This is a genomic window from Hyphomicrobium sp. (assembly GCF_041659645.1).
Taxonomy (GTDB): Bacteria; Pseudomonadota; Alphaproteobacteria; order Rhizobiales; family Hyphomicrobiaceae; genus Hyphomicrobium_B.
Genome location: NZ_JBAZXX010000004.1, coordinates 523128 through 545771, shown reverse-complemented (window position 1 = coordinate 545771; position 22644 = coordinate 523128). Strand labels below are relative to the sequence as shown.

The 22644-nt window shown below is 60.6% G+C and carries 20 protein-coding genes; 9 read left to right on the top strand and 11 right to left on the bottom strand.

All coding sequences use genetic code 11. The features are described 5' to 3' along the window. Positions 1 to 78 precede the first annotated feature (78 nt). Both WC811_RS17000 and WC811_RS16995 read right to left on the bottom strand, forming a co-directional pair. On the bottom strand, positions 79 to 1323 hold the full coding sequence (locus tag WC811_RS17000) for a beta-ketoacyl synthase (RefSeq protein WP_372646508.1): 1245 nt from the start codon (positions 1321 to 1323) through the stop codon (positions 79 to 81). Positions 1324 to 1418: 95 nt separating this feature from the next. Further along, the gene (locus WC811_RS16995) at positions 1419 to 1688 is read right to left on the bottom strand and encodes an acyl carrier protein (RefSeq protein ID WP_372646507.1); all 270 of its coding nucleotides are present in this window, start codon (positions 1686 to 1688) and stop codon (positions 1419 to 1421) included. A gap of 331 nt (positions 1689 to 2019) precedes the next feature. Here WC811_RS16995 and WC811_RS16990 point away from each other — a divergent pair, with 331 nt between their 5' ends. Both WC811_RS16990 and WC811_RS16985 read left to right on the top strand, forming a co-directional pair. Beyond that, positions 2020 to 3741, top strand: a complete 1722-nt coding sequence (locus WC811_RS16990; RefSeq protein WP_372646506.1) for a long-chain fatty acid--CoA ligase — start codon at positions 2020 to 2022, stop codon at positions 3739 to 3741. Beyond that, positions 3738 to 4184, top strand: a complete 447-nt coding sequence (locus tag WC811_RS16985; RefSeq protein WP_372646505.1) for a MerR family DNA-binding transcriptional regulator — start codon at positions 3738 to 3740, stop codon at positions 4182 to 4184. The genes WC811_RS16990 and WC811_RS16985 overlap by 4 nt, the downstream gene beginning before the upstream one ends. On the opposite strand, the gene WC811_RS16980 is transcribed toward WC811_RS16985, so the two are convergent. From WC811_RS16980 to WC811_RS16960, 5 genes are all read right to left on the bottom strand, one after another. Further along, positions 4175 to 5488, bottom strand: a complete 1314-nt coding sequence (locus WC811_RS16980; RefSeq protein WP_372646504.1) for a class I SAM-dependent methyltransferase — start codon at positions 5486 to 5488, stop codon at positions 4175 to 4177. The genes WC811_RS16985 and WC811_RS16980 overlap by 10 nt on opposite strands. A 103-nt stretch (positions 5489 to 5591) precedes the next feature. Next, the gene (locus tag WC811_RS16975) at positions 5592 to 6893 is read right to left on the bottom strand and encodes an acetyl-CoA C-acetyltransferase (RefSeq protein WP_372646502.1); all 1302 of its coding nucleotides are present in this window, start codon (positions 6891 to 6893) and stop codon (positions 5592 to 5594) included. A 151-nt stretch (positions 6894 to 7044) separates the two neighbouring features. Beyond that, positions 7045 to 9066: a 3-hydroxyacyl-CoA dehydrogenase NAD-binding domain-containing protein gene (locus WC811_RS16970; protein ID WP_372646501.1), complete on the bottom strand. Its 2022-nt coding sequence runs from the start codon at positions 9064 to 9066 to the stop codon at positions 7045 to 7047. Positions 9067 to 9099: 33 nt separating this feature from the next. Continuing rightward, on the bottom strand, positions 9100 to 11577 hold the full coding sequence (locus tag WC811_RS16965; RefSeq protein WP_372646500.1) for an acyl-CoA dehydrogenase: 2478 nt from the start codon (positions 11575 to 11577) through the stop codon (positions 9100 to 9102). A 218-nt stretch (positions 11578 to 11795) separates the two neighbouring features. After that, a complete protein-coding gene (locus WC811_RS16960; protein ID WP_372646499.1) occupies positions 11796 to 13127 on the bottom strand; it encodes an FCSD flavin-binding domain-containing protein in 1332 nt (443 codons plus the stop codon). A gap of 183 nt (positions 13128 to 13310) precedes the next feature. Between WC811_RS16960 and WC811_RS16955 the strand changes: the two genes are divergently transcribed. The 5 genes from WC811_RS16955 to WC811_RS16935 all read left to right on the top strand — a co-directional run bounded on the left by WC811_RS16955 (position 13311) and on the right by WC811_RS16935 (position 16070). Next, positions 13311 to 13802 carry a thiosulfate oxidation carrier protein SoxY gene (locus WC811_RS16955; RefSeq protein WP_372646498.1) on the top strand — a complete coding sequence of 164 codons (492 nt, stop codon included), beginning with the start codon at positions 13311 to 13313 and terminating at the stop codon, positions 13800 to 13802. Positions 13803 to 13814: 12 nt separating this feature from the next. Further along, complete coding sequence (gene soxZ, locus WC811_RS16950) at positions 13815 to 14141, top strand: thiosulfate oxidation carrier complex protein SoxZ (protein ID WP_372646497.1); 327 nt, start codon at positions 13815 to 13817, stop codon at positions 14139 to 14141. A gap of 195 nt (positions 14142 to 14336) precedes the next feature. Then, on the top strand, positions 14337 to 15452 hold the full coding sequence (locus tag WC811_RS16945) for a WD40/YVTN/BNR-like repeat-containing protein (protein ID WP_372646496.1): 1116 nt from the start codon (positions 14337 to 14339) through the stop codon (positions 15450 to 15452). Next, positions 15449 to 15745 carry a MoaD/ThiS family protein gene (locus tag WC811_RS16940; protein ID WP_372646495.1) on the top strand — a complete coding sequence of 99 codons (297 nt, stop codon included), beginning with the start codon at positions 15449 to 15451 and terminating at the stop codon, positions 15743 to 15745. The genes WC811_RS16945 and WC811_RS16940 overlap by 4 nt, the downstream gene beginning before the upstream one ends. A gap of 85 nt (positions 15746 to 15830) precedes the next feature. After that, entirely contained in the window at positions 15831 to 16070 is a 240-nt protein-coding gene (locus tag WC811_RS16935; protein ID WP_372646493.1) for a hypothetical protein, read from the top strand. Positions 16071 to 16101: 31 nt separating this feature from the next. Here the strand turns inward: WC811_RS16935 and cimA are convergent, their stop codons facing one another. Further along, the gene (cimA, locus tag WC811_RS16930) at positions 16102 to 17733 is read right to left on the bottom strand and encodes a citramalate synthase (protein ID WP_372646492.1); all 1632 of its coding nucleotides are present in this window, start codon (positions 17731 to 17733) and stop codon (positions 16102 to 16104) included. Continuing rightward, a complete protein-coding gene (locus tag WC811_RS16925) occupies positions 17730 to 18242 on the bottom strand; it encodes a GNAT family N-acetyltransferase (protein ID WP_372646491.1) in 513 nt (170 codons plus the stop codon). Before WC811_RS16925 ends, cimA begins: the two co-directional genes overlap by 4 nt. A gap of 328 nt (positions 18243 to 18570) precedes the next feature. On the opposite strand from WC811_RS16925, the gene WC811_RS16920 reads away from it, so the two are divergent. Further along, positions 18571 to 19020: a nuclear transport factor 2 family protein gene (locus WC811_RS16920; protein WP_372646490.1), complete on the top strand. Its 450-nt coding sequence runs from the start codon at positions 18571 to 18573 to the stop codon at positions 19018 to 19020. Between the two features lie 32 nt (positions 19021 to 19052). Here WC811_RS16920 and WC811_RS16915 read toward each other — a convergent pair whose 3' ends face one another. After that, entirely contained in the window at positions 19053 to 19889 is an 837-nt protein-coding gene (locus WC811_RS16915; protein ID WP_372646489.1) for a helix-turn-helix transcriptional regulator, read from the bottom strand. Positions 19890 to 19981: 92 nt separating this feature from the next. On the opposite strand from WC811_RS16915, the gene WC811_RS16910 reads away from it, so the two are divergent. Further along, entirely contained in the window at positions 19982 to 20872 is an 891-nt protein-coding gene (locus WC811_RS16910; protein ID WP_372646488.1) for an SDR family oxidoreductase, read from the top strand. A gap of 130 nt (positions 20873 to 21002) precedes the next feature. Here the strand turns inward: WC811_RS16910 and cysS are convergent, their stop codons facing one another. Next, positions 21003 to 22616 (bottom strand): cysteine--tRNA ligase, encoded by a 1614-nt coding sequence (cysS, locus tag WC811_RS16905; protein WP_372646487.1) that lies wholly within the window; start codon positions 22614 to 22616, stop codon positions 21003 to 21005. Positions 22617 to 22644: the final 28 nt, after the last annotated feature.

The window sequence follows — 22644 nt, the reverse complement described above, 5'->3', positions numbered from 1 at the left end:
CGCGGCGCAACGCCTTTATTGCAATCGCGAAGAACGGCCGGTGCGAAGACATTTGGCGACGGCCGAGCTTCAATTTGATCACTTCGGCGCCGGCCCGAACACGAGCGAGGTGTTCAAGCCACCGAATGCGAGGGAGTTCGACATCGTGTAGCCAAGCTTCATATCGCGGCCGACATTCGGGACGTAATCGAGATCGCAACCGTCGCCCGGTTCGTCGAGACCGATCGTCGGGGGCACCCAGTTCTCCTGCATCGCCATGATCGTTGCAACGGCTTCGACGCCTCCGCCCGCGCCGAGCGGATGACCGTGCATCGACTTCGTCGACGAGATGGCGAGCTTATAAGCGTGATCCTTGAAGACGTTCTTGATCGCCTTCGTCTCGTTGATGTCATTATCGGCGGTCGCGGTGCCGTGCGCATTCAGATAATCGATGTCCTCGGGCTTGATGCCGGCTTCGGCAAGCGCGTTGAACATGGCTTCGCTCGGACCTTCGACAGTCGGCTTGACCATGTCTTGGCTATCGGAGGCCATGCCAAAGCCGCGCAGTTCGGCGAGGATTGTCGCACCGCGCGCCTGCGCATGTTCGAGGCTTTCGAGAACGAGAATGCCGGCGCCATCAGCGAGCACCGTGCCGTTGCGCTTCTTCGCAAACGGGAAGCAGCCTTCCGGCGACAGCACGTGGAGCGCCTGCCAAGCCTTCATCGTTCCGTAGGTGATGACGGACTCGGATGCGCCGACGATCGCAACGTCGACGAGGCCGTCGCGAATGTAGTCGCGGCCGAGGCCAATTGCGTGTGTCGCGGTCGAGCATGCCGAGCAGGTTGCGAAGGTCGGGCCTTTGACGCCGAATTCGATGCCGACGTGGGCGGCGGCCGACGAGCCGATGATGCGAAGAAGCGTCAGCGGATGGGTCGCGCGCTTGTTTAGAATGAAGAGGTCGCGATACGCGGTCTCGAAGGTCGTCAGACCGCCGGCTCCGGAACCGATGATGCAAGCCGAACGATAGGGATCAACGAGCGGCATCTCGAGGCCTGACATCTTCACGGCTTCGTCTGCAGCCGCGGCGGCGAACCAGGAATAGCGGTCGGCAAGCGAGATGATCCGGTCGCGCTTGAAATGCTTCAGGCGTTGCTTCGGATCGAAACCTTTGATTTGCGCGGCGATCAAGATCTTGAGATCGTCGACAGGGAATCCTTCGAGATTGCTGACGCCCGATTTACCTGCTCTCAAGCTCGCCCAGAAATCAGGAACATTCTGACCGATCGGAGTTACGACTCCGAGACCCGTGACGACGACTCGGCGTCCCGGCTTACCATTCGACATCTTCAATCTTTCTTGTCTGGCGAATGCGCGGAAACCCCCGGGAAGGGGGTTCCGGTCTTCACACTTCGATTTCGACAGAAGATCGCTCGCGGCCGTTAAGCTTTGGCTGCGGAAGCCTGCTTCGCGGCCATCAACGACTTCACGCGATCAACGACTGAACCAACAGTCTTGAACGCTTCGACTTCTTCATTGGCGTTATATGGGATCTCAATCCCGAAGCCATCTTCGATATCGAAAACGATCATCGCAAGATCAAGTGACTCAATCTTGAGATCTGTAAGCTGGGTGTCGAGCGAGATATCGTCGCGCGGCTCCTTCATATGCTTCTTGAGGATATCAATAACCTTAGTCGCGACTTCGTCCATCGGCCTCTCCCACCCTCGCAATTCACTGCGACGGGCCAGTTTTGCTTGGCATCTACCTAAATCAAGACCACTACATCAGCAAGCGGGGGGGTCACTTATCCTTAAACAACCGCGAAGTCCAGGTACGGACCGTCGCGCTCAGCGCATTGCAGTCCGGCCTTACTCGTCCGCCACCCTGCGGAGAGGTGTTCATACGAGCCATAGAGCGCTAGCGCTGGCTACCGAAAGTTGTCTAATATTCGCGCGTCCCTTGCTGGTCCCGAACGGTTTACGACATCTCCAGCGAAGGTCAACGCGATCCGGATAAAATAAAATCGAGCACCGGACAGCCATGAAAGCAGAAGCCGCCTCGCCTGTGTCCGAGATATCGCCCCCGTGGGTCGATAATTACCCGGCTGGGGTCGATTGGCGCATGCCGATTACCACAGAGGCCGTCCACGAGCTTCTAGAGCGCGCGGCAAGGCGTTTCCCGCGAAACCCAGCGGTCAGCTTCCTCGGGCGTATAACGGCCTACGCCGATCTCGCCGCCGAGGTCGACAGAGTCGCAGCCGGGTTACAACGCATTGGAGTAAAACGAGGCACAAAAGTCGGCCTTTTCCTGCCGAATACCCCGACTTTCATCGTGTACTATTTTGGAATACTCAAAGCGGGTGGAACCGTCGTCAACTTCAACCCCCTGTATACTGTCGAAGAGCTGACGTTTCAGGCCAACGACAGCGAAACGGAGATCATGGTCACGCATGATCTGGCGATGCTGTTTACCAAGATCGAGGCGTTGCTTCAGGCGGACGTCATTACGCGTGCGGTCGTCGTGCCGTTCAGCAGCGTGCTTTCGCCGCTGAAATCGGTGCTTTTCAGGATCTTCAAGCGGAAGGACATCGCCAATGTCGCCGCGTCATCGGTTGCAACGCGTATTCTGGACGGCCTCGATATCGCGGCCACTGCCACGCCTCCCGCCCCGGTCGAGATCGACCCGGACAACGATATTGCGGTGTTGCAGTACACAGGTGGCACGACAGGCACACCCAAGGGCGCAATGCTGACGCACGCCAATATCGTGGCGAATACGAAGCAGGTTGTCGCCTGGGGCGTGGGCTTCAAGCACGGCGAGGAGATCATGCTTGGCGCCCTCCCGCTGTTCCACGTCTTCGCAATGACGGTCGTGATGACGGTCGGCGTGGAGTTTGCGGCCAAAATCGTGCTGATGCCGCGCTTCCAGTTGGCCGAAGCCGTGAAGCTCATCCATCGTGAAAAGCCGACGATGATGCCGGTCGTGCCAACGATTTTGACGGCGATGCTGAACTACCCCGACATCCATTCCTTTGATTTCTCGTCGCTCAGGTTCTGCTTGTCGGGCGGCGCACCGCTGCCGATGGAGACGAAGCTCAAATTTGAGGCGCTCGCCCGGCAAACGAAAGTCGTTGAGGGTTATGGTTTGTCGGAGACGTCGCCGGTGCTGACGGCAAATCCGATCGAGGGCGAACCCGTCTCCGGCTCGATCGGGCTTCCGCTGCCTGGCACGATCATCTCGCTGCGCGACCTCAACGACCCGACGAGAGAGGTTCCGCAAGGCGAACGCGGCGAGCTTTGTGCCAAAGGGCCGCAGGTGATGAAGGGCTACTGGAATAGGCCAGAGGAGACGGAAAAGCAGTTCGTCGGCGATTTTCTGCGGACCGGTGATGTCGCGATCATGGATGCGCGCGGGTATTTCGCTATCGTCGACCGGATCAAGGACCTCATCATCTGCTCGGGCTTCAATGTTTACCCGCGCCGCGTCGAGGAGGCGATCTATGCTCATCCCGCGGTCGAGGAAGTCACCGTCATCGGCATTCCCGACGCCTATCGTGGCGAAGCGCCCAAGGCCTTCATCAAATTGAAGAGCGGCATGTCGGCGACCGCGCCTGAGATCATGGAGTTCCTGAAGCCCAAGATCTCAAAAATAGAGATGCCAGCCGCTGTCGAGTTTCGCGACACTCTGCCCAAAACGATGATCGGGAAACTGTCGAAGAAAGAGCTAGCCGCCGAAGAAGCCAAACGCGGCAAACCGGCATGACCGCCAAAACCGCCCCGCTTGCCCGCAGTGAGGCCGCCCAGCGCGAAAAGCCGCGCGAGACATCGTACTCGATCTCGGCGCTGGCGAAGGAATTCGGGATCACGACGCGCACGATCCGCTTCTACGAGAGCCGAGGGTTGATTGCTCCCGAGCGGGTCGGCATGACACGGAAGTATTCAAAGCGTGACCGTGCGCGGCTCATTCTCATTCTGCGCGGGCGCAATCTCGGCTTCACGGTAGACGATGTCAGCGAGTACCTGTTGCTTTACGATTCCGATCCGGGGCAGTTGGCGCAGACGCGGCTTCTGCTCGATAAGGTTGTCGCTGCCATCGACGATCTCGAAGCGAAGCGGCACGACATTGAGCGGTCGCTGGCGGACCTCGGTGAGATCCGCGCGCGCTGCGAGATGCACCTCAGAAAGACTGCAGGGCCTCAGCGGTAGAGATCGGCGCGCGTCGGCGGTAATACCGGCTCCCGCTTTGCGGATTTCGACGCCAGCGTCTGGAACAGCCGCAGCGTGCCGCGCGAGAATGCGAGGCTGACGCCCGCGAGATACGCGATCCAAATGCGATATTTCTCCTCGCCGACGTATTGAATCGCCTGGTCCTTGTTCGCCATCAGGCGTTCGCACCAGAGCTGGCATGTGCGCGCGTAATGCAGCCGCCATGCTTCGACGTCATGCACCTCAAAGCCCGCGCGCTCCATGGCCGCAATCGAATGGCCGATGTCGTCGAGTTCGCCGCCTGGGAAAATGTATTTGGCGATGGCTTTCTTCTCGGGCCGCATACGGCCTTTGAGCAAGCCCGGCTTATGCTTCGGCGCGCGGCGCGAAATGGCGTGATTGAGGAACAAGCCGTCATCGCTCAACAGCGAGCGCACTTTGCGCATGTAGGCCGGAATATTCTTCAGCCCAATGTGTTCGTACATGCCGATGGACGCGATCTTATCGTAGGTTCCGGTGAGCTTCGAATAATCGGATAACTCGAAGGTGACGCGGTCATCGATGCCGAGGCGTTTCGCCTTGGCGCGCGCGAACGCGAGCTGTTCTTCCGATAGCGTCACGCCGTGCGCGGTGACGCCGTAGTTCTGAGCCGCATGGCAAAGCAGTCCGCCCCAACCAGCGCCGATGTCGAGCATCCGGTCGCCGGGCTTCAACCGTAGTTTCCGGCAGATCATTTCAAGCTTGTCGTGCTGGGCCCGGGCGACGTCGTTCGACCAGTCGGTGTAGTAGGCGCACGAGTAGACCATCTCGGGGTCGAGGAAGAGCGCGTAAAAATCATTCGAGAGATCGTAGTGAAATTGGATGTAGGCCTTGTTGTCGTCGGTCTTGCGGTTCTTGCCGGTGATCTCGCCTTGGAAGCCGTGGGCGTCGCGGGCGTCGGCCGTCTTCGCGAACAGAAACGGCGCGAGCTTCAGGGCTAGGCTCGCGACTTCGGCCAGTTTCAATTTCACGGACTTGCGGCCGTCTTGAAGGCCTAAGCCAAAATCGACGAGCGTGCCGCCTGAAAAGTCGATTCCCTTCTCGACGTATTGGCGGATGATCGAATCGAGCGAAGGCCGCCGCAAGATGGCGCCGATCACACCCGGGTCACGGATCGAGATTTCGAAGTTCGATTTCGGCGCGTCGCCAAGCGGCAGGCGCGTGCCATCCCACAGGCGCACCCAGCCGTCAGCGTTCAGGCGTTCCGCCAGCTTGCGGACAAGCACGCGCGCTGCTTCGAGTTGCTTATCGTCTTTCGCGCCCATGCGCCGTTCCCTCGCTGCTGGCCCTCGCTGCCGGTGGCCGCGAGGTCCATAACGCATTGCCGCGTGAGAGTCTTCCCGGCAAGTCCTTAAGCTGCCTGGGCCCTTATGCGGCGCGCGCTTCGATGGTGGTTGGGGATTCCATGATTGCGGTCACGCCCATGCCGCCCGCGGTGCAGACGGAAATAAGGCCTCGCCCGCCCTTGGTCGACAACAGTTTCGCGAGGTTGCCGACGATACGCGCGCCGGTTGCCGCGAACGGATGCCCAAACGCGAGAGACGAGCCCTTGACGTTCAGCTTCGAGCGATCGATCGAGCCAAGCGGCGCATCCTTGCCCAAATGCGTCTTGCAGTATTCGGGATCTTCCCAGGCTTTCAGCGTGCACAGCACCTGCGCGGCGAAGGCTTCGTGAAGCTCGTAGAAATCGAAGTCCTGAAGCGTCAGCCCGGCGCGGTCGAGCATTTTCGAAACGGCAATCGTGGGGGCCATCAGCAGACCGTCACCGCCGACGAAATTGTTGGCGATGTGTTGGCCATAGGTGAGATACGCCTGGATCGGCAAATTGCGTTGCTTTGCCCATTCTTCGGACGCCAGTAGGACGGTGGCGGCGCCGTCTGTCAGCGGCGTCGAGTTGCCGGCGGTCAGCGTGCCGCGTTCCGATTTCTCGAATGCGGTTTTCAGCGAAGCCAGCTTTTCGAGCGTGAGATCGGCGCGCAGGTTGTTGTCGCGGAAGACACCGGCATACGGAATGACGAGATCATCCATATAGCCTTCGTCGTAGGCGGCAGCGCCTTTTCTGTGGCTTTCATAGGCGAGCTGATCCTGGTCGGCGCGCGCGATGTGCCATTCCTGAGCCATCAATTCGCAATGCTGACCCATCGTCAGGCCAGTACGCGGCTCGGCGACGGATGGCGGCTGCGGCGCCAGCTCGGCGGGCGACAGACCCTTGAAGGCTCTCACCTTGGCCATTGCCGATTTGCCTTGCTGCACTTCGATCAGGCGCTTGGAAAACTTCTTCGAGAAGACGATCGGCGCGTCCGACGTCGTGTCGGAGCCGACCGAGATCGCGCTTTCGATTTCGCCCGTCGCGATCTTGCCGGCCGACATCAGCGCCGATTGCAGCGACGTTCCGCAGGCCTGGATCAGTGTGACGCCCGGCGTCGAGGGGGCGAGCTTGGTCGAGAGCACGGCTTCGCGCGCGAGATTGAAATCCTTCGAATGCGTGACGACCGCGCCGCCGACGACTTCGTCGATATGCTGGCCCTTGAGGCCGTAACGATCGACGAGACCTCCGAGCGCAGCCGCCATCATGTCGAGGTTCGACTGGTCGGCGTAAAACGTATTTGACCGGCAGAATGGGATGCGGACACCGCCGATCACCGCAACGCGCCGAAGTTCTCGTGTCATGCATTCCTCCGTTTATCCCCTCCCCTCGACGGGGAGGGGTTAGGGGTGGGGTGATGATTGCGGCGCGACGACCAGGCCGTCGCGGTTGGATGGGTTAACCCCCACCCCGGCCCCTCCCCGCAAGGGGGAGGGGTGAAGCGAGGGAGATTCGTTACTCCGCTGCGGCGGCAGCTTGCGCTGCCGGCGCGGGATTTTTGGCGGCGACGCTCTGCTTGTAGTGCAGCGGGCCGCCGCGGAACGGTGCGAATCCGGTGCCGAAGATCATGCCGGCATCGACGAGATCGGCGGTTTCGACCACGCCGTCGTCGAGCGACTTCTGGGCTTCGTCGATCATCGGCGCGACGAGGTCGCGGCCGAGCAATTCGAGTTCGGCTTTCGGGTACTTCTTATCTGATTTGACGGGCTTTCCGTCCTTCCAGACGTAGAAACCTTCGCCTGTCTTCTTGCCGAGGCGACCGGAAGCGACGAGGCGATCGAGCCTGGAACCTTCGCTCGACTGGCCGAGGATATTCGCGACGTGGGCGCAGATATCGAGACCGACGTTATCCGCGAGTTCGATCGGACCCATCGGCATTCCGAACGCGCGCGCGGCTTCGTCGATCTTTTCCTTGTCGTCGCCCTGCTCCAGTCGCGTCATGGCGGCGAACATATAGGGCGTCAGCACCTTGTTGACGAGGAAGCCCGGCACGTCCTTCGTGATCAGCGGGAACTTGTCGATGGCCGTTACGAACGTCGCGCCCTTCTTCACTTCGTCGTCGCGGGTATTGGCGCCGCGAACCACTTCGACGAGCGGCATCTGCTGTACGGGCGAAAAGAAGTGCAGGCCGATAAGGCGGCCGGGGTCGCGCAGCGGCGCGGCGATGTCTTCGAGCTTCAGTGACGACGTATTGGTCGCCAACACCGCGCCGGGTTTGATCTTGGTTTCAAGATCGGCAAAGAGCTTCTGCTTGATGTCGAGCCGTTCGACGATGGCTTCAATGACAACATCGGCACGGCCGACGCCCTTGCCTTCGGGATCCGCGATCAGGCGTGCCTTGGCGGCGTCGCGCGTGGCTTTGGTTTTGAACTTGCGAGCGAAGAGCTTGCCTTGGGCTTTGATGCCCTTTTCAAGCTGCTCGGGCGAAATATCTTGCAGTGTCACTTCCATGCCCGACGCAACGCAGACACCGGCGATATCAGCGCCCATCGTACCGGCACCGATGACATGGACACGGCTCGGCCGCCATTTGAACCCTCTCGGCGCTTGAGCTTTCAGAAGCTCCGTCAGGCGGAAGACGCGGCGGAGGTTCTTCGACGTATCCGACATCATCAGCGGCGCGAAAGCTTTCGTCTCCTCGCGCTTCATGGTCTGGAGATCGCCGCCGTATTTTTCGAACAGCTCGATCAGGCGGAAGGGCGCGGGATAGTGATCTTCGCGGACCTTCTTCGCCGTCTCCTGGCGGATCTTGCCGGCAAGGAAACCGCGAGCGGGCCATTTCGCGAGCAACATCTTGACGGTGCCTGCCGACTTCGAGCGGCGGTTCTGCAGCACGGCCTTCCGGGCCGCCCAATGGAGTTCACCTGGGCTGCCGACGAGTTGGTCGATCAGGCCTTGAGCGCGGGCCACGGACGAACGGATCATGCCGCCCGTCAGCATCAATTGCATCGCGGCCATCGGACCCGCCTGCTTGATCGAGCGTGCCGTGCCGTTAAAGCCCGGGAAGATGCCGAGCTTCACTTCCGGGAAGCCGACACGGGTGGAATCGTCTCGCGTGGCGATGCGGTAATGGCAGGCGAGGATAAGTTCGAGGCCGCCGCCGACGCAGACGCCGTGGATTGCCGCGACGACCGGAACGGACAGCTTTTCGATCCGTTCGAACAGCTCGTTGACGGGCTTCAGCGCCGCGACGACATCCTGCTCGCTCGTGAAGGTTTCAAACTCGCGAATGTCGGCGCCGACGATGAAGCCGCGATCCTTCCCCGACATGATGACGAGGCCGCGGATCTTCTTGGCCGCCGCATCAGTCTCGGCGCGCGAGATGATCTCGGCCAATTCTTCGATCGGGCGGCGGCCAAGCGAGTTCATGCTTTCGCCCTCGCGGTCGAAGATCGCCCAGGCGATCCCCTCGCCGTCCACCGAATAGCGCCAGTCTTTCAAATTGAGACCGCTCACCTCAGCCGCACCTTCCGTCATCGTTCACCTCAACACATACAGACTGAGCGGACGCTATTCCGCGGCCAGACTCTCGCCGCCACGGACGTTGTGGCCGAGCGAGATATAATTCGGTTTCACTTCGGCGGGATCGAAATGGTCGACTGCAATGACGCGCGCCACGAGCCGTTCGACCTCGCGAAGTTGTTCGGCTTCCGCCGCCGTGATGACGCCCTTGGCCTGCGCTTCCGCAAACCAATCGTTGCCATGATAGCGCTGCACCTGACCTTCGCGGATAGCTTTTTCGAGTTTTTTCTCAACCGGTTCGGCGGCGATCACCTTTTCGAGCGTGACCTCCAGAATACCGGTCGGATCGTTGACGTCCTTAGAAACGTAGATATCGCGCGTGAGGCGGTCACGGACCGCGCCCGGTTGCAGCACATGGCGGGCGACGCGGTGGCCCAGCGCATCGGACGCCGGTTTGTGGCGACGGCCGAGCGGAAACACGACGACGCGCATCAATGGCCGCGCCCAAGCGACGGGGAAGTTGTCGACCACACCGCCGATGGCTTCCTGGAAGCCGAAGAGGGCATTTTCGGCCGCAAGCTCGACGAGTTGCTCGTCGCCTTCCGGGCGGCCGTCATCGTCGTAGCGCTTCAGCGTCGCCGACAGCATGTAAAGTTCGGACAGCGCGTCGGCCATGCGGCCGGTGATTTTCTGCTTGGTCTTGAGGCCGCCGCCGAGCAGCGCGACCGTCAAATCCGCGACAAAGGCAAAGGACCGGCTTGCGCGGCCGAGCTGGCGATACCAATGCGACATGCGTAGCGCGTGGTCCGGCGCCTTCACGAAAGCGCCGCCGGTCAGATTGTGGACAAAACCGCCCGTCGCGTTCGAAAGCGAAAAGGAGATGTGATTGTTGAAGGCGTCCACGAAGGCATCGAGCCCACGCGCCTTGTCGGGATTTTGCGCCGCCTGCACCTCTTTGTAGAGATAGGGATGCGAGCGCAGCGCTCCTTGGGCAAACGTGATCAGCGTGCGCGTGAGAATGTTGGCGCCCTCGACCGTGATGCCGACCGGAACCATCTGATACGCCGACTGCAGGTAGTTCGACGGCCCGTCGCAGATACCGCGGCCGCCGTGGATGTCCATCGCGTCGTTCACGGCGCGGCGCATCTTCTCAGTCGTCTGGTATTTCATCAGCGCAGAAATGACCGATGGCCTCTCGCCGCGCGAAACCATCGACGCCGTCATGGCGCGGGCCGCCTCGTTGACGTAAGCCGTCTCAATAATACGGACGAGTGCTTCCTCGACGCCTTCCATGCGCGAGACGGGCAAACCGAATTGCTTCCGAATGCGGGCATAAGCGGAGGTGACGCGCAGCATCGTCTTGGCGCCGGCTGTCGCCGACGACGGCAGCGAAATGGCGCGGCCGGCCGACAGGCACTCCATCAGCATGCGCCAGCCGTTACCGGCCATTTTGTCGCCGCCGATGATCCAGTCCATCGGGATAAAGACGTCGTTGCCCCAGTTTGGGCCGTTCGGGAACGCGGCGCCCGAGGGCAAATGGCGGCGGCCGATATTTACGCCCGGATGATCGGCCGGAATCAAAGCCAGAGTGATGCCGACGTCCTCGCCCTTGCCGAGCAGGTTGTCCTTGTCGAACAGGCGGAACGCGAGGCCGACGAGCGTCGCCTTCGGTCCAAGCGTAATATAGCGCTTGTCCCACGATAGGCGAACGCCGAGCGTGTCCTTGCCCTGGAACGTGTCGCGGGCGACGTAACCGATGTCGCGCATCGTGGCGGCGTCCGAGCCCGACGTTGGGCCGGTCAACGAGAAACAGGGCACTTCATCGCCACGCGCGAGGCGCGGCAGGTAATAGTGCTTCTGCTCGTCGGTACCGTACTTCTCGATCAGTTCGCCGGGGCCGAGCGAGTTCGGCACCATGACGATGGTGACAACATCCGGCGAACGCGAGGCGATCTTTCCGAGGATGAGCGATTGCGCCTGCGGAGAGAAACCGAGGCCGCCATGATCCTTCGAGATCAGCATGCCGAGGAAGCCGTTTTTCTTGACGAAGTCCCAGATCTCGTCGGGGATATCGTGCAGGTTATGGCGCACCTGCCAATCGTCGATCATGCGGCAGAGATCGTCGGTCGGGCCATCGAGGAAGGCGCGCTCTTCAGGCGTCAACTCGATCGGCGGAATGGATTTGAGCTTGTCCCAGTCGGGCGTGCCGGAGAACAACTCGGCGTCGAATCCGACGGTGCCTGCTTCAAGGGCCTGGGCTTCCGTGTCGGATACGCGCGGCAGGATCTTGCGGATCTGAGCGAAAACCGGCGCGATGATCAGGCTTCTGCGAACGGATGGGATCGACAGCACGGCGAGCGCCACGAACGGCAGCCACGCGATCCATGAGAAGAGGCCAACGCTGCCTCCGGTCGCCAGAAGCGTCCAGACGCCGACGGCAGCGGCCCAGCCCCAAAGGGGAGCGCGCATCATGCCCAGTGCCAAAACGGCGGCCAAAGCCACCACCAGCAGAACGACGGGTGCCATTTCCGTGCCTCCCATAAGGGCTGCGCAAGGCGATCATCTCAGCGCGCCTGGTATCATTGGTTGACGTATACGTCAACTTGGGTGGCCCTCGCCTGGATTTCCAGGGTGGGGCCTTCCGGGGCTATTCTGAGCCTAATTAATCACGATTGTGCGGCAGCGCCTATCTTGCAGATACATAGGCCATCCCTCCGGCCCGGCACGATGCTGCGCGATAAAGTTTAAGGATTGCGGAAGTTGGGAAGCGTCGGTTGCGGCGGGACTTCGCCGAAGAGGTCTTCGACGATGGTCTGATACCAGTCGGCGCTTTCCTGGAAGACTTGGCGGCGGAGATCGGCGCTGTCGTCGGCCTTTGAGATGAACGGGTCCTTGACTTCAAGATAGGACTTTCCGTCTTTGGTTGCAGGCACATAATCGCCGCCGATCTTGGCGCTGTTATCGGGCGCGACCATCGACCAGCAGGTGTTTCGATAGCGGCCCGGCACGCGCGGCTTACCGTGAAGGTCGGCAATGATATCAGCCGCCACGACGCTCGCTTGGCTGACGGCGGAATAGGCTGACTTCGGCATATCGAGCGCGATCGCGGCGTCGCCCAACACATAGACGTCCTTGGCTTTGGTCGAGGCGAAGTTTTCCGGGTGCACCGGGCACCAGTCCCCCTCGGTGAGACCGGCGCTAGCGGCAATCGCACCGGCTTTCTGTGGCGGAATGATATTGGCCAGCGCCGCACGTTCGGCGCGCCCTGCTTTGGTGGTGACCGCGCCCGTCGCGGCGTTGACCTTGACGACCGAGAAATCATCGATCTCGTTCGTCAGATTGATCTCGACGATGTCCTTATAATACTCGTCGAACGCCTGCTCGAAGACGGCCTGCTTCGAAAAGGTCTTTTTCGCATCGAATATGACGAGCTTGGCTTTTGGCTTCCTGGTCTTCAGGAAGTGCGCGATCATGCAGGCCCTCTCGTAGGGGCCCGGCGGGCAGCGATAGGGGTTCTGCGGCACCGCCATCACGACGAGCCCGCCGTCCGGAAGCGCCAATAGTTTTTCCTTCAGGAGCCATGTCTGTTCGCCACCCTGCCAGGCGTGCGGCATGATCTTGGCCGCTTCCGGTGAATAGCCTTCGATGGCGTCGTATTTGAAATCAATGCCGGGCGCGACGACGAGGCGGTCGTATGGCAGCGGCGAGCCTTTGGCGAGCGTCACCGTTTTCGCCGTCGTGTCGATGCCCGTCGCCGTATCGGTCACGAGGGTGATGCCACGCTTCTTCACACCCGCATAATCATGCGTAATGGATTTGAAGGAGCGAAAGCCGCCGAGATAAAGGTTCGAATAAAAGCAGGTCGTGTATTTTTCCTTGGGCTCGACGAGCGTGATGTCGAGCGCCGGGTCGGCCGACTTCAAGCGGTTTGCGACCGCCGCGCCGCCTGGACCGCCGCCGATGATCACGATCTTCGCCGGGCCAGCGGCCAACGCCGGGCGGGAGAGTTGCGATACCGTCGCCAGGCTTACGCCCGTTGCCAACACGTTGAATTCGCGGCGCGTGATCCCGGTCATTCCCGCCCCTAATCTCCGCCTCTATTCCGGTGCGCCGTCACTTCTCATTCTTAACGCCGGTTTTGCCGGACATTTGCCACGAGCGGACGGTCATGTCAGGAAAATAAATGGTAAGGTTGGGGCCGGCGCGGCCTCATCCCTATATATGACGCCAATTGACATCCTCTATTCAAGGCAGCACGGGTGCGAGACCGCATCGACATTTACGTCCTGAGCCGCCGGGCGTTCGTCGTCGCCGGCGTGGCGGCGGTCGGCTTGGCGCCGTTCGTCGTCCATGCGGATGATAGCAGCGCAGCGGCTTCTTTTGCACCGAGCCAAGAGTTCAAGGATGAATTCGCGCGCATCGTCGGGACCGCGACGCCGGTTGACGGCAAAATAGCCGTCGACCTTCCCGAGACCGCGGACAACGGCAACTTTGTGCCGATCACGATTGCCATCGAAAGCCCGATGACGGACGCCGATCACGTCAAGGCCATTCACCTTCTCTCGACCGCCAACCCGCACGCGCACGTCGCGACGTTTCACCTTGCGCCGGTGAATGCCGTCGCGCGCGTGCAAAGCCGCATGCGTCTGGCGAAGACGCAAGACGTGATCGTGCTGGCCGAACTTTCGAGCGGCGACATGCTGATTTCGACGACACGCGTCAAAGTCACCATCGGCGGTTGCGGGATTTAGGAGCACAGACGAATGGCTGCCCCCGATCCTCGCATCAAGCTTCCCGACAGCGTAAAGGTCGGCGACGTCGTCGAGGTGAAGACATTGGTCCGGCATGTGATGGAAACCGGCAACCGTCACGATAAGACCGGCAAGCCCATTCCGCGCGATATCATCAATACGTTCATTGCCAAGTTCGACGGCCGGGATGTGTTTCGCGCCGAGTTCGGTCCCGGAATTTCGGCCAACCCGTATCTGTCGTTTCAAATGCGGGTGCCGGGTCCCGGCGTTATCGAGATTACCTGGATCGACGATCGTGGAGTGGCGGTGGTCGCGACGGCGCCTTTGAATGTTGCCTAGGCCATCGTCATCCTCGAACGCGATCGCGTTGCTCACGCGTCCGAGGATGACGATGGCAAAGCCCGTTCAATTCTTTTTTGAATCGCCCTGTCGGAAATCGTGCCCTTCGTTCGTCCTGGAGTGGACGGCGGACGGAATTTGGCCTTCAGTCGGCCGATAATCGTCCGATCGCTGCGCAACAAAATCGGAGGTGACATGACGAGCGTACGATTGCTGGTGGGCACGAGAAAAGGCGCATTCATTCTCACGGCCGACGGCGCGCGCAAGGACTGGAACGTCAGCGGCCCGCATTTCGCGGGGTGGGAGATTTATCATCTCAAGGGCTCGCCGGTGGACAAGAACCGGATCTACGCCTCGCAATCGAGCGGGTGGTTCGGGCAGCAGGTCCAGCGCTCGAATGACGGCGGCGCGACGTGGGAAGCGGTCGACAATTCATTCGCCTACGACGGCGTTCCGGGTACCCACCAGTGGTATGACGGCACTCCGCATCCGTGGGAATTCAAGCGCGTCTGGCATATCGAGCCGTCTCTTTCCGATCCCGATACGGTTTATGCGGGCGTCGAGGATGCCGCGTTGTTTCAATCGAAGGACGCGGGAAAATCATGGACCGAGCTTTCGGGTTTGCGCGGCCATGGATCGGGACCGCACTGGCAGCCGGGTGCGGGCGGCATGTGCCTGCACACCATTCTGCTCGATCCCACCGATCCCAAGCGCATGTTCATCGCGATTTCAGCGGCGGGCGCGTTCCGCACGGACGACGGCGGGGAAACGTGGAAGCCGATCAACCGGGGCCTCAAGTCCGAGTTCATGCCTGATCCGACAGCGGAGGTCGGGCATTGCGTTCACCGGCTCGCGATGCACCCGTCTCGGCCGAACGTGCTCTACATGCAGAAGCATTGGGACGTGATGCGCTCGAACGATGCGGGCAATTCGTGGCATGAAGTCAGCGGCAATCTGCCAACCGATTTCGGCTTCGTCATCGACGTTCACGCGCACGAGCCGGAGACGATCTACGTCGTTCCGATCAAGAGCGATGCGGAACACTTTCCCCTTGATGGCCAGCTTCGCGTCTGGCGCAGCCGAAGCGGCGGCAACGACTGGGAGCCGCTGACCAACGGCCTGCCACAAGCCAATTGCTATGTGAACGTGCTGCGCGACGCGATGGCCGTCGACACGCTCGATGATTGCGGCGTCTACTTCGGCACGACCGGCGGACAGGTCTATGGATCCGCCGATGCGGGCGATACGTGGAACGCCATCGTGCGCGATTTACCGCCCGTGCTTTCCGTCGAGGTGCAAACGCTGACATGATCCGCGTCGTGTTGCCCTCGCACCTTAGGAAACATGCCGATATCAACGGCGAGATCGCGGTCGACCCCGACGGCCCGGCGACGCAGCGAACGGTGCTCGATGCACTGGAGAAAGCGTATCCGGTTCTGCGGGGAACGATCCGCGATCACGATACGAAGAAGCGGCGACCGTTTCTCAGGTTCTTCGCGTGCCAGCGCGATATCTCGCATGAAGCCCCCGACGCGCCGCTGCCGGACGAGGTCGCGCGCGGATCGCAGCCGCTCCTGATCGTCGGCGCGATTGCTGGCGGTTGAGCCGAGCTAGCGCTCGGAACGTCGCGACCTCGACACAATCACGCGGCATGGCGAAGCCCTATCGCACACGCCTCGGGATACACGCATGAAAAAAGCCGGACGCACCCTTCTGATCATCATCGTCGCCGGAGTCATCTTCTTCGGCCAGCGCTGGTATTCGTACGTGAATAACAAGACGAGCCCGTACGATGAGGTTGGGATTCAGATCAACAGCGCGATGCCCGGTCCGATCCGCAAGTGGGGATGCGATAAACTTCACGCAAACTTTGCCAGCGCCCTGCCGCCCTATGGGTGCCAAGCGCCGGACGGCAAGAGCTGGATATAAATCGGGATGGCGTCGTCCGCGTCGCGCCTACTCAACCGGCGCGGGCGTTGTCGCGCAGAAGTTTGAAGTTGATCGAATCGAGAAGGGCTTCGAAGCTCGCATCGATGATGTTGGGTGAGACGCCGACCGTCGTCCACCGCGCGCCCGTTTCCGTATCGTGGCTTTCGACGAGAACGCGCGTGACGGAAGCCGTGCCGCCGTCGCGGGTTTGCGTCAGAATGCGAACCTTGTAATCCACCAGTTCGACGTTCTCGATATGCTTTTGATAGCGGCCGAGATCGTTGCGAAGTGCGTTATCGAGGGCGTTGACCGGACCGTTACCCTCGCCGACGGAAACCAACGCCGCCTCCTCACCTGCGATCGAGACGGTGACGACGGCTTGCGAAACGGTGCCGTTGCCATTCGCCGACTTGGATCGCTCTTCCTTGCGCTCGACCGTCACGCGGAAATTGTCGACGGAGAAATAACGCGGCACGGTCGCGAGTGTGCGGCGGGCGAGAAGCTCAAACGAGGCTTCAGCCGATTCATACGAATAGCCCTGGTCCTCGCGCGCCTTCACTTCATCGAGCAGAGCTTGCACGCGCGTATCGTCCTTGTCGGACGGCAGGCCGAGGCGTTCGAGCGCCGACGTCAGCGACGAGCGCCCGCCCTGCTTCGAAACGAGAATTCGGCGCTCATTGCCGACGCTTTCGGGCGAAACGTGCTCGTACGTTTCCGGCGCCTTCAGAAGCGCCGACGCATGAATGCCGGCCTTGGTCGCGAAGGCGCTTTCTCCAACGTAGGGCGCGTGTCGGTTCGGCGCTTCGTTCAGCACTTCGTCAAGAACGCGGCTCGCGTGCGTCAGCGCGCGCAGCTTCTCGGGCGTGACGGCGGTCTCGAAATATTCCGCGAACTCGCTTTTCAGCAGCAACGTCGGAATGATCGATGTGAGATTGGCGTTGCCGCAGCGCTCGCCCAGACCGTTGAGCGTGCCTTGGATCTGGCGGCATCCGGCGCGCACCGCCATTAACGTGTTGGCGACGGCGTTCTCGGTGTCGTTGTGGGTATGAATGCCGAGGTTCGTTCCCGGCACATGCTTCGCGACGTCAGCTACGATGCGCTCGACCTCGTGCGGAAGCGTCCCGCCGTTGGTATCGCAGAGCACGACCCAGCGCGCGCCCGCGTCGAAGGCGGTCTTGGCGACGGCGAGAGCATAATCGCGGTTGGATTTATAGCCGTCGAAGAAATGCTCGCAGTCGATCATTGCCTCGCGCTGCGTCTGGACGACCGCGCGCACAGATTGATCGACGGCTTCGAGGTTTTCCTCGTTCGTGATGCCGAGCGCGACGCGGACCTGATAATCCGACGACTTCGCGACGAGGCAAATGCTATCGGCCGCCGACTGCAAAACCGCCTGCAAGCCGGGATCGTTGGAAACCGAGCGGCCGGCGCGTTTGGCCATGCCGAATGCGGTAAAGCGCGCCGACTTGAAATTGGGGCGCGAAGAAAACAATTCCGTGTCCGTCGCGTTGGCGCCGGGATAGCCACCTTCGATGTAATCGATGCCGAGATCGTCGAGCACGCGCATCAACCGGCGCTTGTCTTCGAGCGAGAAGTCGACACCCGTCGTCTGCGCGCCGTCGCGCAGCGTCGTATCGAAGAGATAAAGGCGTTCCTTGCTCATGACGGTTTTAAAGGCTTCTTCGGTTGGCTTTCGACGAGCCGCTTTATCATGGTCGTGTTGGAAAGCCACTGATCGTCGCGCGGGACTGAGTTGCGCTGCGCCGCGACATAGCCCCGGCGTTCGAAGAACGGCACGGCGGTATCACTGGCATCGACCGTTAACGCCTCGGCGCCCCGTGCACCGGCAATCTTCTCAAGCGCGTCGGCGAGCGCTGTGCCCACTCCCTCGCCCGCGTAGTCGGGATGCACATAAAGCATATCAATGGTTTTATTGTCCTTAAGAGAGCCGAAGCCGAGGTATTCGCCCTCAAGCTGGACGACGAGCGTCAACGCTGCCGCGAGCCGCGCACGGAATTCGTCCGCATCTTCGGCGCTCGACGCCCAGGCGATCCTCTGATCTTCGTCGTAGTCGTCGACCGTCAGTTCGTCGATGGATTGAGCGAAAAGATCGCGCAAGGCCATCGCGTCGGCCGGAAGGAAGGGTCGGAGCGGATAATCTTCTTCGAACATGGTTTCAAAGCTGCTTGAGGGCCGGTTTGGGCCAGCCTTTACGTGTTGGAACGGGTGTTATGGGATGCAGCGTCCCGCGTATCCCCATGCGGCCACCGATGCAACCCCTTCGTTGATCGTTTCCGGCATCATCCGGGGGCGACCCAATTATCCGAAGCACCTTAAAATGGTGACTTTCGTGGATTGACGTCGTTCCGAACCGACCTAAAACGGTTGATACGACGATTGATCTCAGGATTCCGATGCACAACGCCCCGCATCGCCTCGCCGCTGTCGACCGGCTCGCCTTGGGGTCTCGCCTGTGCCCTGCCTTCCAGGCGTCTTTGACATGGCCAGATGCATGCCGCTGAATTACGATACCGCAAAAGCCGTTATTGATGAAGCGCATCGCGCTTGGAGCGCCGGAGACATCGACGCCGTCCTCCGTACTTATGCCGACGATATCTGGTTTCAACGCAATTCGGTCGACTATTCAACGCCGCCGATGATCATCCGCGGCAGAGACGCGATGGGGACATTTCTAAGGTCTGTCGCGTCGAAGGCCAAAGGAATGGCTGTGCTGGAAAGTTTTCAGTTCCACTCCGGCATCGCGCGGACGCGCGTCTCGTATTTCTTACAGGATTTGGAGACTGACCAAAGTCTCTCCGCCACGTATCGCCAGATCGTGATGTTTCGGGGTATGCAGATTTCGCGGATGGAACAGTTTCATGATGCCGCGCGTCTAGACGCCTTTTTCCGATTGATCCAAGCGCCGACTTTTCACAAGGATCGCGCCTGACGCCAACGCCTGATGACGGACGCTCGATACTCTCAACTGGTGGCGGAGTTGATCAGCGACTTTACGCGTTCGGCATCCTCGGGCGTCGCGGGATTGTAGACCACCAGCCCGAGGTCGGGACGGCCGTCAACTGACAGCGTCGAATACTCGAATGCAATCGTGCCGAGGATCGGATGGCGGAGCCTCTTGATACCACCGCTGTGATTGTGGACATCGTTCTCACGCCAAAACCTCTCAAAGTCCGGACTTAGCTGGCAGAGTTCGTCCACGAGGGCGGCGACCCGCGCTGCGGCGCCCGCACGCGCGGCGTCCGCCCGGAAGACACCGACGACGAACCGTGCGACGCTTTCCCAATCGTACTGCGCCTCGCGAACCTGCGGGTTGCCAAATATGACGCGCAGAATGTTTCGCTTTTCAGGCGGCAGCAATCCATAGTCCGTCAGCACCGTGGCGAACGCGGGGTTCCAGACGACGACGTCCCACGTCGCATTCTTGATCATCGCGGGACTGAACTCGAAGGCATCCACCAGGCGCTGCAGACGCGGCGTGATGCTATCGTCAACCTGGTAACGGACTTCGGGCGGGCGACCCAGTCCAAGAATGAAAAGGTGCTCGCGCTCGGCGTCCGTCAGCATCAAAGCGCGCGCAATCCCGTCAAGCACATCGGCGGAGGGCGCGCCTCCCCGCCCCTGCTCCAACCAAGTGTACCAGGTTGCACTGAGGTTAGCGCGCTGCGCGACTTCCTCGCGTCTGAGACCGGGCGTGCGACGGCGAACCAACGGCAAGCCAAAGGCCGCGGGATCGAGCTTCGTCCGGCGGTCCCGCAAGTATGCGCCGAGTGCGTTCTCTCTCGTATTCGGAAGGTTCATCCTGGTAGCGTTTATACCTGTATAATCTCACTACTTTACCATGATGAACTTTAGCACGACATAGCCTCCGACGTAACAAGGAGGGCATTTTCATGCGTGTTTTCATTACTGGAGCCACAGGATTCGTCGGCTCGGCGGTTGTTCGGGAGTTGCTCGCCGCCGGGCATCAAGTCCTTGGACTCACACGCTCCGACAAAGGAGCTGCGGCCCTTTCGTCGGCGGGCGCTGAGGTTCATCGCGGCGATCTCGAAGATCTCGAAAGTCTGAAAAGCGGCACATCATCGGCGGACGGCGTGCTCCATCTCGGCTTTATCCATGACTTCACGAAATTCGCGGAGAATTGCGCGATCGACAAACGCGCCATTGAAGCGATGGGCGATGTGCTGGAAGGCACGAACAAGCCCTTCATCGTCACGTCAGGAACGGGCCTCGTGGAAGCTGGGGTAGTCGTTACCGAAGATATGAGGCGAGACGGCAGCGCGCACGTTCCGCGCGTGTCGGAACAGGCTGCTCTGGCTTACGTCTCACGCGGCGTGCAGGCGATGGCGATACGCCTACCGCAGGTGCACGGCGAAAAAGGTAAAGCCGGTTTGATTACGTATCTTGTCGAAAGCGCGCGCCAGAAAGGCGTAGCCGCATATGTCGGTGACGGCAGCGAACGCTGGGCGGCGGCGCACAGGTTGGACGTGGCCCGCCTCTACAGGCTGGCATTGGAGAAAGGCACCGCAAACAGCATCTATCATGCCGTTGGCGAGGAAGGCGTGCCCATGCTCCAAGTCATGGATGTGATCGGTCGCGCTCTGAATGTGCCCGCGATCTCGATCAAGAAGGAAGAAGCCGGCGATTATTTCGGCCCGCTCGCGATGTTTGCCGGTCTCGACATGCCGGCGTCGAGCGCGTTGACGCAGCAGCGGCTCGGCTGGAAGCCGAAGGAGATCGGGCTCATCGCGGACATCGGCCAACCGGGATATTTCCAGGTCTAATCCTGGCTGTTTTCGACTCCCAAATTCCGTCATTCCGGCGAAGGCCGGCACCCAGCCATGCTTCGACAGTTTCACCGTGGAGGCTTGTCTGGGTGCCGACCTTCGTCGGCATGACGGAGGTGATGACAGACTACCGCGCGACTTCCCAGGTGGTTTCGATTTCGCCGGTGTCTTTGTTCTTGGTGTCTTTCAGCGTAATGCCCATTCCGGAAAGCTCGTCGCGAATGCGATCGCTTTCCGCGAAGTCTTTGCGCTTGCGGGCTTCGAGGCGTTCGTCCGTTAACTGAATCACACTCGGCCAACTGAACTCAATAGGTCGAATTGCTTTTACTGTCGTGCCCGGGACGAACCTTCGGAGAAATGCGATTACGCTTCGCGCATCTTTTCCGTAATTGCTCTCAAAATGTTTGGCCCATGCATCAAGTTCAATATCGCCATTCGTCTGGAAAACTCTTGGAACAATATCCGCGAGTTCAAGCGGCCTGTGCGTCGGAATCACAATTTCTTCATTGAATTTCCATTCACGAAGAAATCCCAGAAGCCCGAAGGCCTTTCGCAGTTTTTGTGCGGCCAATTCCTCCCCTGCTGACGCGGCTTCTCGCAACTCGAACAGTCTCGCAAATGCAGCTGGAGTGTTGAGATCATCTCGAAGCGCGGCGAGAAATTCTTGATCGTGCTCTTCCGCTTCTGCGTGATCGCGGATTAAATTACCTATCGATGCCCAGACTTTCTGGTTCTCTCGCAATGCGGTGACAGTCCAATCGATTGGCTGGCGATAGTGCGTCCTAAGCATAGTCATGCGAAGCACATCACCCGACCACCGTTGACCGCCGAAGCGGTCGGTCTCCAATAATTCATTGATGGTGATGAAGTTGCCGAGGCTCTTGCTCATCTTCTCGCCTTCGACTTGCAAGAAGCCGTTGTGCATCCAGACGTTCGCCATCACCGACGTATTGTGCGCGCAGCGCGATTGCGCGATCTCGTTCTCATGATGCGGGAACGTCAGGTCGATGCCGCCGCCGTGAATGTCGAACACGGGACCGAGCAACGCACCTGCCATCGCCGAGCATTCTATATGCCAGCCCGGGCGTCCCGGAGTTGTAATGCCGGCCGGTGACGGCCACGCCGGTTCGCCGGGCTTCGACGGCTTCCACAGCACGAAGTCCATCGGCCCTTTCTTGTAGGGCGCGACCTCGACGCGAGCGCCCGCTTCCATCTCATCGAGCGAGCGGTTCGAGAGACGGCCGTAATCGGGCATCGAAGCGACGTCGAACAGGACGTGATCTGCGGCGACATAGGCATGGCCATTGCCGACCAGCGTCTCGATGATCGAGATCATGTCTTCGCCGCCTTCGGCGCGATGGATGTATTCGGTCGCGCGCGGCTCATATGTCGGTGGCAGGACGCCGAGGGCATCAATGTCCTTATGGAACTGCATCTCCGTCGCTTCCGTCACCTTGCGGATGGCGTCGTTCAGCGGCAGGTCGGGATAATCCCGTGCGGCGCGGGCGTTGATCTTGTCGTCGACGTCCGTGATGTTGCGCACGTAGGTGACGTGATCGGGCCGGAAGATGTGGCGAAGCAGCCGGAACAGAAGGTCGAACACGATCACCGGGCGGGCATTGCCGATGTGGGCATAGTCGTAGACCGTCGGGCCGCAGACATACATGCGCACGTTCTCAGGATCGATCGGTACGAACTCGGCCTTCTGCCGGGTCAAGGTGTTGTAAAGTTTGAGCGCCAAATCCGGTCCTCGTCCGTCGTCTGTTCCC

Excerpts from the sequence above, each read along its gene's own strand:
- WC811_RS17000 (WP_372646508.1), bottom strand. The coding sequence starts at position 1,323 with ATGTCGAATGGTAAGCCGGGACGCCGAGTCGTCGTCACGGGTCTCGGA.
- WC811_RS16995 (WP_372646507.1), bottom strand. The coding sequence starts at position 1,688 with ATGGACGAAGTCGCGACTAAGGTTATTGATATCCTCAAGAAGCATATG.
- WC811_RS16990 (WP_372646506.1), top strand. The coding sequence starts at position 2,020 with ATGAAAGCAGAAGCCGCCTCGCCTGTGTCCGAGATATCGCCCCCGTGG.
- WC811_RS16985 (WP_372646505.1), top strand. The coding sequence starts at position 3,738 with ATGACCGCCAAAACCGCCCCGCTTGCCCGCAGTGAGGCCGCCCAGCGC.
- WC811_RS16980 (WP_372646504.1), bottom strand. The coding sequence starts at position 5,488 with ATGGGCGCGAAAGACGATAAGCAACTCGAAGCAGCGCGCGTGCTTGTC.
- WC811_RS16975 (WP_372646502.1), bottom strand. The coding sequence starts at position 6,893 with ATGACACGAGAACTTCGGCGCGTTGCGGTGATCGGCGGTGTCCGCATC.
- WC811_RS16970 (WP_372646501.1), bottom strand. The coding sequence starts at position 9,066 with ATGACGGAAGGTGCGGCTGAGGTGAGCGGTCTCAATTTGAAAGACTGG.
- WC811_RS16965 (WP_372646500.1), bottom strand. The coding sequence starts at position 11,577 with ATGGCACCCGTCGTTCTGCTGGTGGTGGCTTTGGCCGCCGTTTTGGCA.
- WC811_RS16960 (WP_372646499.1), bottom strand. The coding sequence starts at position 13,127 with ATGACCGGGATCACGCGCCGCGAATTCAACGTGTTGGCAACGGGCGTA.
- soxZ (WP_372646497.1), top strand. The coding sequence starts at position 13,815 with ATGGCTGCCCCCGATCCTCGCATCAAGCTTCCCGACAGCGTAAAGGTC.
- WC811_RS16945 (WP_372646496.1), top strand. The coding sequence starts at position 14,337 with ATGACGAGCGTACGATTGCTGGTGGGCACGAGAAAAGGCGCATTCATT.
- WC811_RS16940 (WP_372646495.1), top strand. The coding sequence starts at position 15,449 with ATGATCCGCGTCGTGTTGCCCTCGCACCTTAGGAAACATGCCGATATC.
- WC811_RS16935 (WP_372646493.1), top strand. The coding sequence starts at position 15,831 with ATGAAAAAAGCCGGACGCACCCTTCTGATCATCATCGTCGCCGGAGTC.
- cimA (WP_372646492.1), bottom strand. The coding sequence starts at position 17,733 with ATGAGCAAGGAACGCCTTTATCTCTTCGATACGACGCTGCGCGACGGC.
- WC811_RS16925 (WP_372646491.1), bottom strand. The coding sequence starts at position 18,242 with ATGTTCGAAGAAGATTATCCGCTCCGACCCTTCCTTCCGGCCGACGCG.
- WC811_RS16920 (WP_372646490.1), top strand. The coding sequence starts at position 18,571 with ATGGCCAGATGCATGCCGCTGAATTACGATACCGCAAAAGCCGTTATT.
- WC811_RS16915 (WP_372646489.1), bottom strand. The coding sequence starts at position 19,889 with ATGAACCTTCCGAATACGAGAGAGAACGCACTCGGCGCATACTTGCGG.
- WC811_RS16910 (WP_372646488.1), top strand. The coding sequence starts at position 19,982 with ATGCGTGTTTTCATTACTGGAGCCACAGGATTCGTCGGCTCGGCGGTT.